Here is a 16,150-nt window from a genome sequence, read left to right on the forward strand (position 1 = left end):
GTATGAGCATTACCCGTGTTCGTTCCCATATGAACATTGCCCACTGCGACTGCTTCAATATCTCGCCAGCCACTTACATTACATTCCCCTTCTTTATTCCGGCCCACCGCTACTACCGTGCCATCCGATTTCAGGCCAACTGTATGACAACGCCCCGCCGCTATCATATCTTTGGGCCATCGCTTCACTTTTTCTTTCGATAAAAGGTAATCCATGTTTTACCTCCTTGCATATAAGCAACTGTATCATAATAGATATTTTTATCAAATTTCATTATAAATCTACATTTACAAAGAAAGCTTATTTTACTTCTTCAAAAAATAAAAACCTCCAGTTTAAATACTAGAGGTTTTCTCGTTATTTCTTCAAGCGTTCAATAAAATCGTTCAATTTATCTAGCGATTTCATATTCTGATTGCAAGCTACACCATCTTTGCAAATGTAGTTTCCCTTTTTAACGAAAGTTCCTGGTACATCGCCTTTAATTTCAACTAAAAACATTCCTACTTCTTCATGTCCATGACATAACGAACAAATGCTTTTTTTATTTAAACTTTGGAACGTTCCTTGCAGACCAACAAATTTATTTTTATCATTTTTCGCTATAATAAATTTCCTGCTTGACCCCTTATCAATCCAGCTTAAATAAGATATTTCTTTCATATCCATTTCTTCCATATCAGGAAGTTTTAACTTTTTCGCTTTAGGAAATAATTTTTTTAATGTTTGTGCTGTAACTTCTTGAAACGGAATTACATACGGATTTATTTTCATTAAAAATGATTCTGCATCTTCTCTATTTTGAACTGTTAATACCGTATCAATTAACTCTTTCTGTTCATCCGTTAAATTCTCAAATACATGTATTATCTTTTCAATCGCAAGCGATTTTAACGCTTGAATTACACCTCTATCATTTGCCGTTGCATGCCCGTTTGCTAAAATATAAGCTTGTGATTTTATAAAATTATATTGATCACTTCTAATAAACGCTTCCATCTTTATCACTCCATACAAATTGTTGATTTAGTTTTATTGTATACAATGATTACGTTTTTTGATATGTAAAAGATAACTTAGAAACAAATATTACATATATCACTTATTCTCTACCGCTGCATTTCCTGACAAAAGAAGCCATCATCTGTTTTCCATTCCGCATATAATACGTCTTCAAATTTAGTAATTCCTTTTTGCTTTATTTGTTTATAAAGCCATCCTTCATCAAATCCCGCTTCCCTCAAATTATCCTTAACTACTTTTCCATCACTAATTAATGAAATTGGTAAGTATACAGGCTTATGTTTTAAACTTAAATCATTTATAGTAGGAGATTCGTATTTACTTTTTTTCAGAACGCTTATGTTTCCGTTCGGTTCCAATATCATATATTCAACTTCTCGGATTGAAAATATATCTTTTTGTTGCCTAAGCATTTGTTGTAATTGGTTTATATCCAAATGATTTACGCTTAATTGTTCACGATCAATCTTTCCGTTACGAATAATAATTGAAGGATACCCTTCAAAAAACCTTCTTGTTCCTCTTACTTTTTGTGTTATCACTTCTATAGTATAAATTAAAATTACCCAAACAAATACTGAATATAAAATAGACCATACTTTAATTTTAGGATCATATATTGAATTTCCAACGAGCTCACCTAGGACGATTGCAGAAATAAAATCAAATGGCGTTAGCTGAGATATTTGTGTTTTCCCTAATATTTTTGTAGCAATTAATAGAACAAAAAAACCAACTAAAAGCTCTATCGTTATTTGTCCAATATGATTCATATATGTTCACCTTTCTACTTTTCAAGTGCTCTGTATACCATTTAATAAAAAAACGGCACATTTTTTCTATTATCATGCCCGTTCACACCTCATATATCCAATACACATAAAACAAAAAGAGTCTGATTCAAAGTAATATATGAATCAGACTCTTTTCCTCTTATTTAGAATACACAATCTTTTTAATCGTTTCCCCAGAAAGAAAATATTCTTCTGCAAGTTGATGAATAGCAATCCCACTTTTAAACGCTTCTTTAATTGCTTTATTTCTTTCATCTAGTTGTTTTCTTCCGCCAGATCGTGTACCCCATTTATAATGTTTCGTTTCTTGTTTCGGAATGTAAATTGTTTCACCTTGTATATACTTTTGAATTTCAGTAATTAAACTCTCTGGTAAAACAGCATTAGCTTTTACGTATTTCATTTCTGCTCGCCCCTTATTTTTTATGGTTCATTTCAATAAGGTGCAAAGCCAAATATAAAAAATGATACGAGCTCATATAGGCGATTGTATATTACTTGTCTACCTCACGCAAAGTATCGCCATTTCCATACTTGGCTTTGCATGAGACGTTGCAGTGTCTGGCAATTGAATTATAATCGCCATATAAACACCTCCTAATATACCTTTTGCATTTTATTATATGATAAATTCCTTCTCCTTGCATCCACACCCTTCTTAAAGCACGAAATTACTTAGTTTGATATAATACTTTTTAACTGAATTAAAAATCATTGTGAGGTTACATTATGAAGAAAAAAATTATCATTACAATCGTTACACTATTCTTTATTATCACGGCATTATTCGGAACATACAAATTGATGAACGCAAGAAGCTTTCAATTATTTGGAGATTTAACACAACGCGTAGAAACAAATGAAAAAGTGATTGCTTTAACTTTTGATGATGGCCCTACTAACAATGTAAAACAAATATTACCGCTACTAGATAAATACAACGCTAAAGCTACTTTCTTTTTAATTGGAAATGAATTAGAGCAAAATTTATCGTTAGGAGAAGCTATCGCGCAATCTGGGCACCAACTTGGAAACCATACATATTCTCATAATAGAATGGTTTTCAAAACACCTTCTTTTATTAAGGATGAAATAGAAAAAACGAATTCATTAATCCGCCAAACAGGATTTACAGACGAAATTGATTTTAGGCCCCCTAACGGAAAAAAATTAATTGGACTACCCTATTATTTAAATAAAAATAATATCGAAACGATTATATGGGATCTTGAGCCCGATACTTTTTATAAATCTGCGGCTGATAAAATTGAATATGTTAATAAAAATGTAAAACCAGGTTCTATCATTTTACTGCATTCTATGTATGATGAGTCTAATGAAAATTTTAAAACGATTGAAGGTATTTTAGATTCTTTATCTAAGAAGGGCTATCAGTTCGTAACAGTAAATGAATTGCAAAAAAGAGCAAAATAAAAAGGTAGCGTATCTATGTATGATACGCTACCTTTCTTTTTATATAATGCCAAGTACATTTAAGAATACGATAATAATCGCAATTGGTGCGATATAACGAAGTAAGAATAACCATAATACGAATAGTTTATAACCTTTATTTTTACTTACACCTAGCTCTTTCATTAATACATCTTTCTTCATTTTTAAAGGAACAAAGATAGAAACTAATAATACACCAAGTGGCATTAAAACGTTACTTACTGCATAGTCCGCTAAATCAAAGACTGTCTTTCCGAAAATCTTCAGATCACTTAATATACCGAATGATAATGCTGATGGTACTCCAACAACGAAGATTAATAACCCTACGATTAAGGCCATTTTTTCACGTTTCCCTTTACCTTTTGATGTTAACGATGCAACACTAATTTCTAACATCGAAATTGCTGATGTAATCGTAGCGAAGAAGAATAGTAATAAGAAAACAATGAAGAATAATTTTCCGAACGCCATTTTACTGAAAATAGCTGGCAACACGATAAATAATAGTCCCGGCCCTTGAGATGGTTCCATTCCAAATGCGAACACAACTGGGAAAATTGCAAGTCCTGCAAGTAATGTAATAACAAGAGTTAAGGCTACGATAGAAAATGCTGAACGTGGTAAGCTTTCTTCTTTCGGTAAGTATGAGCTATACGTTACCATAACGGCTACCCCGACAGATAATGAGAAGAACGATTGCCCCATTGCGTATAATATAACTTCTGATGTTACATGTGAGAAATCAGGTTGTAAGAAGAAACGAACGCCTTCTCCAGCACCATCTAATGTAAGTGCACGAACGATTAATACAAAGAATAAAACGAATAATGCTGGCATGAAATATTTATTTACTTTTTCAACACCATTTTGTACACCTTTACTTACGATGAAAATAGTAATAAGGATGAATAATAGCTGTGATCCAACTGCTAAATATGGATTGGAAATGATTTCACCAAACGTAGCTTCGTATGCTCCATTTCCTTCCCATAGTCTACCTGTAATTGCATTCCATAAATATAATAAAATCCAGCCTCCTACAACACTGTAGAAAGAAAGTAATATGAAACATGTTACAATTCCTAATTTACCTAACCAAGGCCATAACGTTTTAGGAGCAATCTCTCTATATGCATCGACAGCCTCTTTTTGTGTACTTCTTCCAATAACAAATTCAGCTAATAATAGCGGTAAACCAATTAATAATGTGAAACCGATGAAAATTAGGAAGAACGCTCCGCCTCCTCCAATGCCGGCCATATATGGGAATTTCCAAATCGCTCCAAGACCAATTGCCGAACCTGCTGCAGCTAATACGAAACCTAATTTCGATGTCCATTGCTGTGAATTCATTTGTTAATCTCCTCTCTATCTCTTTTTCTTTGTTACAATTCGGTATTTATATTGTTCTATCAATACTCTTTTCTAATACGTTCACTTCCTCCCTAATAAAAAAACGTCCCTACGTAAATACGTAGGGACGACAAAAATATCGCGGTACCACCCTAGTTGTGAAGAACACTAAGAAACCACCTAAATAAAAACGCCCCTACGCAAAAACGTAGGGACGATAAAATATCGCGGTACCACCCTAGTTATGAAGACACACCAAAGTTAGGACCTAAATAAAAAACGTCCCTACGTAAATACGTAGGGACGATAAATATCGCGGTACCACCCTAGTTGTGAAAAAATCTTCACCACTTTATTTGATAACGGTATAAACTACCGTCTTTCATTTCCTCATAATGCGAGATTTATGAAAGATGCTCCAGGACGAACTTCATGAATAATCTATATACTGATTCACACCAACCATCAGCTCTCTGAAATAGGGAGATATTCACTACTATACCCTTTCATTGCCCAAATATTATTTTCCGAATTGATTACTATCATTTTTATCACACATTAAAAATAGTGTCAACTTATATTTCGAATTTTTATGTATTACAATCTATTTCAAAATTCGAAATATAAGTTTTTAGTTTAGAAAACAAGTGGATTAGTACATAACGAATTCTAACAGGCAATAGAAAAAGAATTACGTATTATTGATACTTATTCAATAATACAAATCATCTAGAAACATAACCTGTCTCTCTGTATTAATTTTTTAAGAGTTTGATGGATACCAAGAAAATTTCGCATCACTATCCAGTGGTCTATTTTTCGTTTCTTCTTTAATTACACGAAACCATTCATTTAGAATTTGAGTTTTGGGCAATTGAGCAGCAAGGTTATCTTCCCAAATTATATGTGAAAACCAGGCTTTCGTTTCCCATTCAAACTGCAATTGCGCAAACGAAATTATAGGGTGATCAGCTTCATGAAATTGCTCATTTACTGCATTTGAAACTTCTGGAGCTTGCGGTAACAACTCGTTCTGAATTCTATTTCTTATCGTCTCATTTTCTAGCTGATCCCAGAAATACAATTGCCCATTTATTTGATAGAAAATATCAAATGAAGCCTCACCTTTCTTCAAATTCAATAATACGAAGGCACGTTCCACATCATTGTCAGCCGCCTTTACAGCATTAACAATTATATTTTGTGCCATTGATACCCAGTAACTAGTCGCTTCCTCTACCGGTGATTCAACATACAATTCTTCACTTAATTCATGAAGAGTGGCTTCTTGCTCATTTACTTTTTCAACTTTTTTAAAAAACTTATTAAAAAAAACCATAACTTCCCCCTTATTACTGTTTTCTATTTCACAAAATAAAAAATCGATTTTTCTTGCTCATCCACATTTACTCCTGGCGCGTATGTATGAACTTGTTGCAACACTTCTTCTATTAGCAACTCTAACTCCTGCACACTATTTTCTGGACTTCCTATTAATGTGTCCGCCATACGTTCATATAAATTTTCAGGTTTAATAGTCATTCGTTCCACATTATTAGGCATCCATTTAAACGCTGGATGATGTACATACATTTTATTCAAACCAAATAAAACACCGAATACGTTCCTTTGTACTTCGCAAATAACATCATAAAGCATAAGCCAATCTTTCCGTTTTAAAAGCGCCTTTCGATTGTGCCAACGATTACTTAACCATAGATTTTCTGAAATCATTCGTTTTACTAGTTCATCTGGATATACCACTACTCTATCTTTTAATTCATTCACTTTCTCTTCTCCATACAAACTAACACCATCATGAACGGATGATACAATACATTGTTTTTCATAACTTATATCATATTGATCCACCACATCCGAAATCACTTTCTCTACTGTCTCTGTTAAAAAGTTACTAATCTCTAATTTAATTCCCTCTTTCGTTAAATACGTTTCCGACCATTCTTCTTCCTCATACGGATAATACGATAATATTGTCCCATCAATATGATGAATAGGGGCCCTACGATCCTCATCTTCTGGCGGTATTGACCATAAAATATGTAATTCTATATCTGAATGTTCATCTTCAAGCTTTCTAGCTACTGAACCCGCTAAAATAATGGCTTCTACTTTCGGATTTTGCCTATAGATCTCTGACATCTCTATTGCTTTCTCTTTTAATCCCATTTCATTTCCCCCTAAAATTGCAGTAATCCCCTATATTTCATTTATCTATTTCGATATTACAGCTTGCATTACCTTTTCAAATTCCTACTACATCATATTTCTATCCAAAAGCGCTGAATAACTTCACCAGTACGAGAAGAAACTATTTCATTTTCTAACACACCGCCAACCTTTTGAATCGTTTTAGCAGAACCGATATTGGATTTATCTCAAGTTATTAATACTTTCTGCAATCCTAATTTTTGCGCTTCAGCTAATGCAAGTTGTAGTTGTTTCGTAGCGTAACCGTGGCGACGTTTATTTGGATGGACACTATATCCAATATGACCGCTTTCCCGTAATAATTCTGGATTTAATCTATGTCTAATATTCACAAAACCTATAAGTTCCTCTTTTTCAAAACTTAAAAACTGACTAGATGGCACTCGATTAGCTAGTAAATTTTCTCCTAGTTCTTGTTTACTCACTTTTTCAAACCATTCATCAAGAGAATCAAAGTTTTGTAAAGAACTACTTCCATGTGGTTGTTCCCCTGAGTGTAAAAACGCGTGTCTATACGCTGTAATATGCTCACTATATTCATGGGTTGGTTTTAATAGTTTCATTGTTCTTCTCCCCCTCTTCATTCCATAAAACAAACACCTTAATAGCAGCTATTCACTATTAAGGTGTTTCTATCCTTTTTATTCAAATAACCCCATGCTCAAATAACGTTCACCTGTATCAGGCGCAATACATAAAACTTTTTTACCAGCGCCTAGACGTTTCGCTATCATGATTGCAGCATAAACAGATGCTCCAGAAGACGGCCCAACTAATAATCCCTCTTGTCTAGCTAAGTTTCTCATTGTCGTTAAAGCCTCTTCGTCTGCAATTTGAATAATTTCGTTATACACTTCTGTATTTAAGTTTTTCGGGATAAACCCTGGGCTTGTTCCTACTAGTTTATGAGGACCTGGCACACCACCTGATAAAACGGGTGATCCTTTCGGTTCCACTACTGCAATATATAAGTTTGGTAATTTCTCTTTTAACGTTTCACCAGTCCCTGTAATCGTTCCGCCTGTTCCTGCCGTTGCAACAAAAGCGTCCAGCTCTCCATCCATTTGTTCGTAAATTTCAAGCGCAGTCGTATAACGGTGAATATTCGGATTAGCTGGGTTTTCAAATTGTTGCGGAATAAAACTATTCGGTATTTGCTTTTGCAATTCTAACGCCTTCGCAATTGCTCCTGGCATTCTTTGTTCTGCTGGTGTTAAAACTACTTCTGCTCCGTATGCTTTCAATAAATTAATACGCTCTTTTGACATATTATCTGGCATAATTAAAATCGCTTTATACCCTTTAGCTGCTGCATTCATCGCTAAACCAATCCCTGTATTCCCGCTTGTCGGTTCAATAATTGTATCTCCTGGTTTGATGAGACCATTTTCTTCTGCAACGTGAAGTAAATTATAAGCAGCACGGTCTTTCACACTGCGCGATGGATTAAACATTTCTAGTTTCACATACACATCTGCTGCGTCTTCCGGAATAAATTTAGATAATCGGACGACAGGTGTATCTCCTATTAATTCCGTAACGTTTTCACACAATTTCATAGCGCATCCCCTATTCTATCGTTTTCTTATCACTTGGCAGTAACCATGAAGTGAGTCCAATTAATGGTAGACAACTACATAATAGCATAATAAATTGCAGGCTATATATATCTGCTAATTTCCCAAGAACTACAGCACCTAATGCTCCAAGTCCAAACGCAAGACCTACGATTAATCCTGACACCATTCCCACTTTTCCAGGTACAAGCTCTTGTGCATATACAACAATTACACTAAAACTACTTGAACTAATAAAACCGATACATAAAAATAACGGTACGACCCACACAAGTGAGACATGTGGTAATAACAGTGCAAGTGGCGCTGAACCTAACATTGAAAATACGATGATATTTTTCTTACCAAATCGATCTGCTAACGGTCCTCCGAAGAAAGTTCCTAACACACCAGCAATCATAAATGCGAATACGAAATACTGGGCATTTTTTATAGATAAACCGTAATGCTCTATTAAGTAAAATTGATAGAAATTCCCGATACCAGCACCGTACCAAGAGCGTACAAAAGTAAGAAAAACAAGAAGTATAATAACGAATTTAATGTGTGTACTTACAATTGCATTTTCCGCCTCAAGTGCAGCCCTCTTCTTCCTTCTTACAGCACCGGTTGCTAATTCATTTTTGTACCAATTCGATACGAAAATTAATAATACAATTCCTACTGCTGCAAATGCTGTAAAACCTAATGAACCAATTTGACCGAGTGGAACGAAAATTAGCGCTGTAAAAATAGGAGCTAGAGAATTCCCCGTGTTTCCCCCAACTTGATAAATTGCTTGCGCTAACCCTCGTTTTGCACCTGCCGCCATATACGCAACACGAGCGCCTTCTGGATGAAAGACCGCGGAACCTAAACCAATAAATAAAACAGAAATAATAACAATAATAAAGTTTGGTGCAAACGCGAGTCCAATCATTCCAAGCATACTTGAAAACATGCCGAGTGGTAATAAAAATGGTGACGGCTTCTTATCTGAATACATACCAAACACCGGTTGCATAATCGATGAAGTCATATTTAATGCAAACGCAATCCACCCTACTTGCATATAGGATAAATTCATCGTTTTTTCCAAAATAGGAAACAACGCCGGCACAACTGCTTGCATCGAATCATTTAAAAAATGCCCAAAGCTAATCGCAAATAAAATTCGATATATTGTCGGTGTTTCTACAGTTTTTTTGTGTGAAACTGCCTGCATATGTGAATCTCCCCTTTCTGTACAAAATATATATTTATTACAGTAGGTGTAATAAATTCTGACTTTTGAAACATTTCTATTCTATACTGCTTTCATTTCTTTTTCCAGAAATATAACTTAACTCCCGTCATTGGCTTGCATCCTTGTAACTTTCAGCGGTAAAACAGTACAAAAAAAGACAACCCAATCACATACTGGGTTGCCTCTTACATTAAATTGCAAAATGCTTATACTTCTCGTAATCACTCGTCTTACATTCTATTTGTAATTTGGTACCTTCGTTTTCGTAACTCGTAGATAAAACGTGTGCATGATTATTGAAATACGAAACTACCTGTCCTTGATCATATGGAATTAACATTTCACACTTCGTATATTCTTTATAGATGTGTGAGCGAATCATTTCTACAAGTTCTTCAATTCCAACATGTTTCTTCGCTGATAAATAAACGCGATCTTCTTGCACTTTCGGAATTTCAACATCTACCATATCTGATTTATTATAAGCATAGATCGTTGGAATATTTTCTACTCCAATTTTCTTTAACGTTTCATTTGTAATATCAATTAATTGTTCATAATTTGGATTTGCGTAATCTACAACGTGAATAAGTAGGTCTGCTTCCGCTACTTCTTCTAACGTTGAACGGAACGCCTTCACAAGATGATGTGGTAATTTACTTACAAATCCAACTGTATCTGTTAATAAAAATGATTTATTATCTGGCAAATCAATATTTCGTACAGATGTTTCTAACGTCGCGAATAACATATCTTTTTCAAATACTTGTTTTTCTTCTGTACCATTATAAATTTCAAGCATTGCATTCATCGTCGTTGACTTTCCTGCATTCGTATAACCTACTAATGCTACAACAGGTATTTCATTTTTCTTACGCTGCTTTCGCTGCGTTTGACGCTGGGCAACGAGCGCTTCTAAATCTTTATTCAAAACTGAAATTTGTTCTTCAATTTTACGACGGTCTAACTCTAACTTCTTTTCACCGACACCTTTATTTTTCGTACCAACGCCGCCGCTCTGTCTCCCTAACGATTCACGAAGACCGATTAAACGAGGCATCATATACTGAAGGTGTGCTACTTCTACTTGTAGCTGTGCTTCTTTCGTTTTCGCACGTTGCGCAAAAATATCTAAAATTAAAATGGTACGATCAATTACCTTACAATCTAAATCCTCTTCTAAATTTCGAATTTGTGAAGGAGATAATTCATCATTAAAGATAACCATATTCGCATCTATTTCTTGTACATACGCTGCAACTTCTTCAATCTTTCCTTTTCCGATATAATGCGATGGATTTACTCGTTGTAAATTTTGCGTTACTTGCCCAATTACCTCTACATCACAAGCTTCCGCAAGATTTGTTAACTCTTCCATCGAATATGCAAAATCATCTTCATTACCTACATTTACTCCAACTAAAACTGCTCTTTGTAATACTTCTTCCATATATTTATTCCTCCATTTCGATTACGTAAAATAAAAAACACAGGTCGCTGCCTGTGTTTTCGTAAACGGATAAGGGTTCACCAAAGAAATAGAAGAAAGCTATGCTTTCATCCTATTTTATAGTCAAAAAGTCCCAAGATTGTATACGTATCCACAGTAAGTGTTCACTTATACAATCCCATTCTATTTATAAAGGCAAAACAAAAAGAGGGCGTATTCGTCCCTCCCTCTTTTTCACATATAAGCTTAATAAAGGGTTCCTTTAAAATAGGCAGACCAATCCCGTTCACTCTGTACACAGACAGAGCCTTTGAGCGCTATTCAATTATTGGCACAAAGTATTGAGACGTAATCTGATTAAGATCAAAGGAAGCCCCTCCGTTCATTTTAAGTTACATAAAGTGTAGCATAAGTAATTCGCTTTCACAAGGTTTAACAACCTATATCACACTAAAGAAAATCTTTATATTTTTACTTTAATCGTCATTTTTTGCGAATTTTTCTCACAATAAAAATAACAAAAGCAATTATCAATTTTAGAAACTTCTCGTATATTATTTTTACAGCACTCGCCAAATTCCTTCATAGTAAGTTAAGTATTATCGTTTTAATACAACAAAAATCTTTATTGACATTTTTATAACCTAATATTAGTATCAGGTTATAAAAAATAAAAGTTAGGAGATGTTCCTATGCATTCTAAATCTCGTATTACTGCAATTGGTACTTATGTTCCAGATCAAATATTGTCTAATAACGATTTAGAAAAGATGGTCCATACGAATGATGAATGGATTGTACAAAGAACAGGAATAAAGGAAAGAAGAATCGCTAGTGACGAAGAATACTCCTCAAACTTAGCCATTAAAGCAATTAAAAATTTATGTACAACATATAAGAAAAACTTAGAAGATGTCGACTGTATCATTGTCGCTACTACTACTGCTGATTACGTTTTCCCTAGTGTTGCTTGCCAAATACAACAATACTTCAACATACCTCATACACTAGCTTTTGATTTAAATGCAACTTGTGCTGGTTTTACATATGGACTACACGTCGGTAATAGCTTAATCACTTCTGGATCACATGAAAAAGTACTTGTCGTAGCGACAGAGACATTATCTAAAGTTACTGATTATAGCGATAGAACGACCTGTATTTTATTCGGTGATGGTGCTGGAGCTATTTTATTAGAAAGAGATGAAGACACCCCAAGCTTTATCGCTGCTCACATGGGAACAAACGGTGATGGCGGCATTCATCTATATAGAACAAACTTATCTACTACTATGAATGGCACACCACTGCAAACAAATGAAAAAATCGTTCAAAATGGAAGAGAAGTATATAAATGGGCAACACGTACAGTGCCAAAAGGCATAAAAGATTTAATACATACCGCAAATATGCAAGTAGATGATATAGACTGGTTCATACCCCACAGCGCTAACTTACGAATGATTGAATCTATTTGCGAAAAATCTCAAATTCCAATACAAAAAACATTAACGAGCGTGGAATATATGGGGAATACCTCTTCAGTCACCATTCCACTCGCTTTAAATTTAGCTATAAAAGAAGGAAGGTTAAATAACGGAGACACACTTTTACTATACGGATTTGGTGGCGGACTTACGCATTTAGGACTTATTGTAGAGTGGAATTTAATTTAAGTGTATAAAAAGAGGTTCTAGTCAGTAACTAGAACCTCTTTTTCATTTAATTTCTTGCCCCTTTTCGAGACCATATCACAACAGGAATAAGTAATAACGCTAACACGCCTCCAGCCAATGACAATGCCGCATAACTTGAATTCGCTACTACCATACCTGACATTGCTCCACCAGAAGCTCCAGCTAGCGCAATAAAAACATCTATTTTCCCTTGTGTTTTAGCACGTGTAGACGGTGTTGTGGAATCAACGATTTGTGCTGTACCACTTATCAATCCGAGGTTCCATCCTAGCCCAAGTAAAGACAGAGCAACGATTAATAATAATAAAGAATCACTTGGCGCTATCGCAGCTATGACACCCGCTGCAAGTAAAATCACTCCACCAGCTATGCTCATTGTAGTTCGGCCAATTTTATCAATTAACATTCCTGTAACGAGAGATGGAAGATACATTGCACCTACATGAAAACCTATCACAAGTCCTACTGCACTTAAACCGTGACCGTGGTGTCCCATATGAACTGGCGTCATCGTCATAATCGCAACCATCACTATTTGCGTAAGTATCATTACGATTGCTCCAACTGTAATACCTCGTTTATTTTCTTTCGCTTCTTCTGTTATTGGTTGTCCTTTATATGTATGTTCCTGTTTATATCTTTCTATTATGTTAGCAATAATCAAAGGATCTGGACGAAGCATAACAAAAAGAACTAGACCCGCCAGTATAAATGCTGCTGCCGATAGTATGAACGGACCTGCAAGTTTAGGAACTCCAATTGAATGAGCAAAACTTCCCATTACCCCTACTAAATTTGGTCCTGCAACTGCACCGAAAGTCGTCATTACCATCGTAATACTAACAGCCGTTGCTCTCTGCTTCTTATCTGCTAAATCTGTACCTGCATAACGAGCTTGTAGATTCGTGGCTGTACCGGCACCATATATAAGTAAAGAAATAAGTAAAAGAATAATACTATTTGTTAAAGCTGCCATTACAACACCAATTGCTCCAAATCCGCCTACTATAAACCCTGTTGCAAGACCTATCCGGCGTCCATATCGTTGCGAAAGCTTCCCTACTATGAAAGCTGCGAATGCCGATCCTAATGTAAACATAGCAGTTGGTAATCCTGCAAATGCATCTGTTCCAAGCATTTGCTGCGCAAGAAGTGCTCCCACTGTAATACCAGCAGCTAGTCCTGCACCGCCAAACATTTGTGAAATGCTGACGATTATTAACGTTCGTTTGTATAGTTTTTGTTGCTCTTCTTCTGTGTACACATGATTATCTATTAAAGCCCCTGCCTTATCTAGCAATTCCCCATCCTCCTTTTAAAATTAATCCCTCTTGTTAATGTACTATGTATAACGTTACATATTCAATGGCATTTTCCATTCCTTCCTTTCATTCTAAAAAACTTTCTAATCATACTCGACTTATCCCATGCTATATTAAAAATACTAATATTCACAATATGCAAGGAGAAAACAATGAAAAAAACAGTAGAATTATGTGAAGCTTGCAAACATGATCCAGTATATAAAATAGAAGAATCCGATCAAGCAAATCAACCTTATAAATTATGTAACCAATGTCATGAGCGTCTTATTTCGTTATCTTTACATCCTAAAGAATGGTACCACCTTGTAATGATTCACTCACCTTATAAATATTATTTGCATGATAGTTTTTATGAAGAAGATGGTAAAGCGAAGCAACCAAAATTAGAGATGAATGAGCACAAACTTACACCCGTCCCCACTTTAGAAGAAGTTCGCTCTAGTTTAGAGGAATTACTTGATTACACCATGACTAGATGGTTTCTTCAAGAAGCAGAAATTGAAGCTCTTAATAGGTACGATCAAAACGAAGTACTAGATGCTGTTATAAATCGCTTTTCAAACACAATGAATGGTGTAATTAAAACTAGATTACTTGAGATTGTTATATGTATACTAGGAGAATTCGCCTCAGATTGGATAAGAAAACTGTGGAAGGCATTTGATGAAGATTTACTTGCACCTCTTTCTCACGCTGCAGCTTATTGTTTACCATTTGAAGAAGCCTTTCCTTTAGTAATAGAAAGGCTAAAAACAGTATTAAAAAGTGAGCTTCCGACCACTTCCTTCATTTGTCTGCATTCTTTTCAATCCTCAGAAACATTAGATTGGATAGAGGAACATGCAGTATCATTTCATAACGATTGGGCGCGATTAGCTGCAGTATCACAACTAACTTGGAGACGAATTAAATCTTGGCTAACAAAAGGACACCCTTTAAGTTTAATAGCACTTGATGCAATGGTTAGCTGTATACCTGCAAATGAAGATGTACTACATGAAATGGCTCCAAAAATTTTATTAACAGATCCGTCAGAAATAAAGTCAACCTTAATAGCTTACAAACAAAGAGACAATGTTCCAACTGTCAAAAGAAGTATTGAAACTATTTTAGAAAACAAGACAGAAATATTTCAATACATGAATCCTTTACAAATATCTATCAAAAAGAAACCGCAAAACTTTTTAGTTATGGATGGCACAGTACAAATCCATGAAAACAGACTGGATGAATACGTAAACTTCATTAATACAAACAACTTTACTGATGTTTACATTAATGATCTTAGGTATAGTTTGCACCATATTAATTTTCTTGAACGCTGCCCGCAAATTGAAAGCTTACACATTAGTAGTATATATATTACTGATTATTCAGCCCTATATAAATTAAAAAACTTAAAATCTTTATCACTAGAAGAACCACAAGTTCCACTAAACTTAACAGAGCTAGAAAGCTTTACAAATTTAGAGGAACTTCACATACAGTGTAATAAAAACATTAAAGGCTTCGAATCTTGTCCTAACTTAAAAGAACTATACATTCGGAAATACAAACCGAAACAAAAGAACCTTGAAGAATTAATGTCTTTACAAAAAATTGAAAAACTAAGCATTACACAAGGGAACATTAATTCATTAAAAGGATGTAGGTCATTACCTAAATTAAAGCATTTAGAACTCAATTATTTAAGAAATTTAGAGCATATTGATGAAATTGAAAACAATGCTTCAACTTTAAAATACATCGAATTCGACCATTGCAGTAAGCTTAAAAACCACGAATATTTGCGCTATTTAACGGAATTAGAAACTCTCATCTTATCAAGTTGTGGTAACATACGAAATCTACAATTCATTAAAGAACTACAAAAATTAAAACATTTAAGCTTCGTGGATTCTACGATTGTAGACGGAAATTTAGAATCTTGCGTCGGAATTGATTTTGTTGGTTTTAATAATAAAAGGCATTATAGTCATAAATTTAAAGAATTAAATCCAGATTTTTCATACTAAC

General features: G+C 34.6%; 14 protein-coding genes, 1 pseudogene and 1 other annotated feature. Of the genes and pseudogenes, 3 read left to right on the top strand and 12 right to left on the bottom strand.

Features of this window, described 5'->3' with window-relative positions:
* The 4 genes from DN400_RS29785 to DN400_RS06125 form a co-directional block, all read right to left on the bottom strand.
* A partial coding sequence (locus DN400_RS29785) for an RCC1-like domain-containing protein (RefSeq protein WP_255477882.1) occupies positions 1-215 on the bottom strand: 215 nt, incomplete at its 3' end.
* Positions 216-357: 142 nt separating this feature from the next.
* Complete coding sequence (locus DN400_RS06115) at positions 358-999, bottom strand: FusB/FusC family EF-G-binding protein (RefSeq protein WP_000387074.1); 642 nt, start codon at positions 997-999, stop codon at positions 358-360.
* Positions 1,000-1,109: 110 nt separating this feature from the next.
* Positions 1,110-1,796 (bottom strand): DUF421 domain-containing protein, encoded by a 687-nt coding sequence (locus DN400_RS06120; RefSeq protein ID WP_001015543.1) that lies wholly within the window; start codon positions 1,794-1,796, stop codon positions 1,110-1,112.
* Positions 1,797-1,956: 160 nt separating this feature from the next.
* The gene (locus DN400_RS06125) at positions 1,957-2,220 is read right to left on the bottom strand and encodes a CD3324 family protein (protein ID WP_000878325.1); all 264 of its coding nucleotides are present in this window, start codon (positions 2,218-2,220) and stop codon (positions 1,957-1,959) included.
* Between the two features lie 326 nt (positions 2,221-2,546).
* On the opposite strand from DN400_RS06125, the gene DN400_RS06130 reads away from it, so the two are divergent.
* A complete protein-coding gene (locus DN400_RS06130) occupies positions 2,547-3,251 on the top strand; it encodes a polysaccharide deacetylase family protein (protein WP_016513031.1) in 705 nt (234 codons plus the stop codon).
* Positions 3,252-3,290: 39 nt separating this feature from the next.
* Here DN400_RS06130 and DN400_RS06135 read toward each other — a convergent pair whose 3' ends face one another.
* From DN400_RS06135 to hflX, 7 genes and pseudogenes are all read right to left on the bottom strand, one after another.
* Positions 3,291-4,628, bottom strand: coding sequence for a sodium-dependent transporter (locus DN400_RS06135; protein ID WP_001088187.1), 1,338 nt, complete (start codon positions 4,626-4,628; stop codon positions 3,291-3,293).
* A gap of 296 nt (positions 4,629-4,924) precedes the next feature.
* Positions 4,925-5,147, bottom strand: a binding site (T-box leader).
* A gap of 244 nt (positions 5,148-5,391) precedes the next feature.
* A complete protein-coding gene (locus DN400_RS06140) occupies positions 5,392-5,967 on the bottom strand; it encodes a hypothetical protein (protein WP_098255524.1) in 576 nt (191 codons plus the stop codon).
* Positions 5,968-5,990: 23 nt separating this feature from the next.
* A complete protein-coding gene (locus DN400_RS06145) occupies positions 5,991-6,818 on the bottom strand; it encodes a DUF4037 domain-containing protein (RefSeq protein ID WP_147801578.1) in 828 nt (275 codons plus the stop codon).
* A gap of 92 nt (positions 6,819-6,910) precedes the next feature.
* Positions 6,911-7,423, bottom strand: a pseudogene (locus tag DN400_RS06150) (GNAT family N-acetyltransferase).
* A 78-nt stretch (positions 7,424-7,501) separates the two neighbouring features.
* Positions 7,502-8,419 carry a cysteine synthase A gene (cysK, locus tag DN400_RS06155; protein ID WP_000762271.1) on the bottom strand — a complete coding sequence of 306 codons (918 nt, stop codon included), beginning with the start codon at positions 8,417-8,419 and terminating at the stop codon, positions 7,502-7,504.
* 10 nt (positions 8,420-8,429) lie between these two features.
* Positions 8,430-9,641 carry an MFS transporter gene (locus DN400_RS06160; RefSeq protein ID WP_001149399.1) on the bottom strand — a complete coding sequence of 404 codons (1,212 nt, stop codon included), beginning with the start codon at positions 9,639-9,641 and terminating at the stop codon, positions 8,430-8,432.
* Positions 9,642-9,852: 211 nt separating this feature from the next.
* A complete protein-coding gene (gene hflX / locus DN400_RS06165; RefSeq protein WP_000393283.1) occupies positions 9,853-11,112 on the bottom strand; it encodes a GTPase HflX in 1,260 nt (419 codons plus the stop codon).
* Between the two features lie 692 nt (positions 11,113-11,804).
* Between hflX and DN400_RS06170 the strand changes: the two genes are divergently transcribed.
* Complete coding sequence (locus DN400_RS06170) at positions 11,805-12,788, top strand: ketoacyl-ACP synthase III (RefSeq protein ID WP_016513032.1); 984 nt, start codon at positions 11,805-11,807, stop codon at positions 12,786-12,788.
* A gap of 46 nt (positions 12,789-12,834) precedes the next feature.
* Here DN400_RS06170 and DN400_RS06175 read toward each other — a convergent pair whose 3' ends face one another.
* Positions 12,835-14,109: an MFS transporter gene (locus DN400_RS06175; RefSeq protein WP_061666792.1), complete on the bottom strand. Its 1,275-nt coding sequence runs from the start codon at positions 14,107-14,109 to the stop codon at positions 12,835-12,837.
* Between the two features lie 174 nt (positions 14,110-14,283).
* On the opposite strand from DN400_RS06175, the gene DN400_RS06180 reads away from it, so the two are divergent.
* Entirely contained in the window at positions 14,284-16,149 is a 1,866-nt protein-coding gene (locus tag DN400_RS06180; protein ID WP_065228617.1) for a leucine-rich repeat domain-containing protein, read from the top strand.
* Position 16,150: the final 1 nt, after the last annotated feature.

The organism is Bacillus sp. AR8-1 (genome assembly GCF_008042345.1).
In the GTDB taxonomy this organism is placed as follows: Bacteria; Bacillota; Bacilli; order Bacillales; family Bacillaceae_G; genus Bacillus_A; species Bacillus_A cereus.

Coding starts and splice junctions, on each gene's coding strand:
- DN400_RS06135 (WP_001088187.1), bottom strand. CDS start 4,628: ATGAATTCACAGCAATGGACATCGAAATTAGGTTTCGTATTAGCTGCA.
- cysK (WP_000762271.1), bottom strand. CDS start 8,419: ATGAAATTGTGTGAAAACGTTACGGAATTAATAGGAGATACACCTGTC.
- DN400_RS06160 (WP_001149399.1), bottom strand. CDS start 9,641: ATGCAGGCAGTTTCACACAAAAAAACTGTAGAAACACCGACAATATAT.
- DN400_RS06180 (WP_065228617.1), top strand. CDS start 14,284: ATGAAAAAAACAGTAGAATTATGTGAAGCTTGCAAACATGATCCAGTA.
- DN400_RS06145 (WP_147801578.1), bottom strand. CDS start 6,818: ATGGGATTAAAAGAGAAAGCAATAGAGATGTCAGAGATCTATAGGCAA.
- DN400_RS06170 (WP_016513032.1), top strand. CDS start 11,805: ATGCATTCTAAATCTCGTATTACTGCAATTGGTACTTATGTTCCAGAT.
- DN400_RS06130 (WP_016513031.1), top strand. CDS start 2,547: ATGAAGAAAAAAATTATCATTACAATCGTTACACTATTCTTTATTATC.
- hflX (WP_000393283.1), bottom strand. CDS start 11,112: ATGGAAGAAGTATTACAAAGAGCAGTTTTAGTTGGAGTAAATGTAGGT.
- DN400_RS06115 (WP_000387074.1), bottom strand. CDS start 999: ATGGAAGCGTTTATTAGAAGTGATCAATATAATTTTATAAAATCACAA.
- DN400_RS06140 (WP_098255524.1), bottom strand. CDS start 5,967: ATGGTTTTTTTTAATAAGTTTTTTAAAAAAGTTGAAAAAGTAAATGAG.
- DN400_RS06120 (WP_001015543.1), bottom strand. CDS start 1,796: ATGAATCATATTGGACAAATAACGATAGAGCTTTTAGTTGGTTTTTTT.
- DN400_RS06125 (WP_000878325.1), bottom strand. CDS start 2,220: ATGAAATACGTAAAAGCTAATGCTGTTTTACCAGAGAGTTTAATTACT.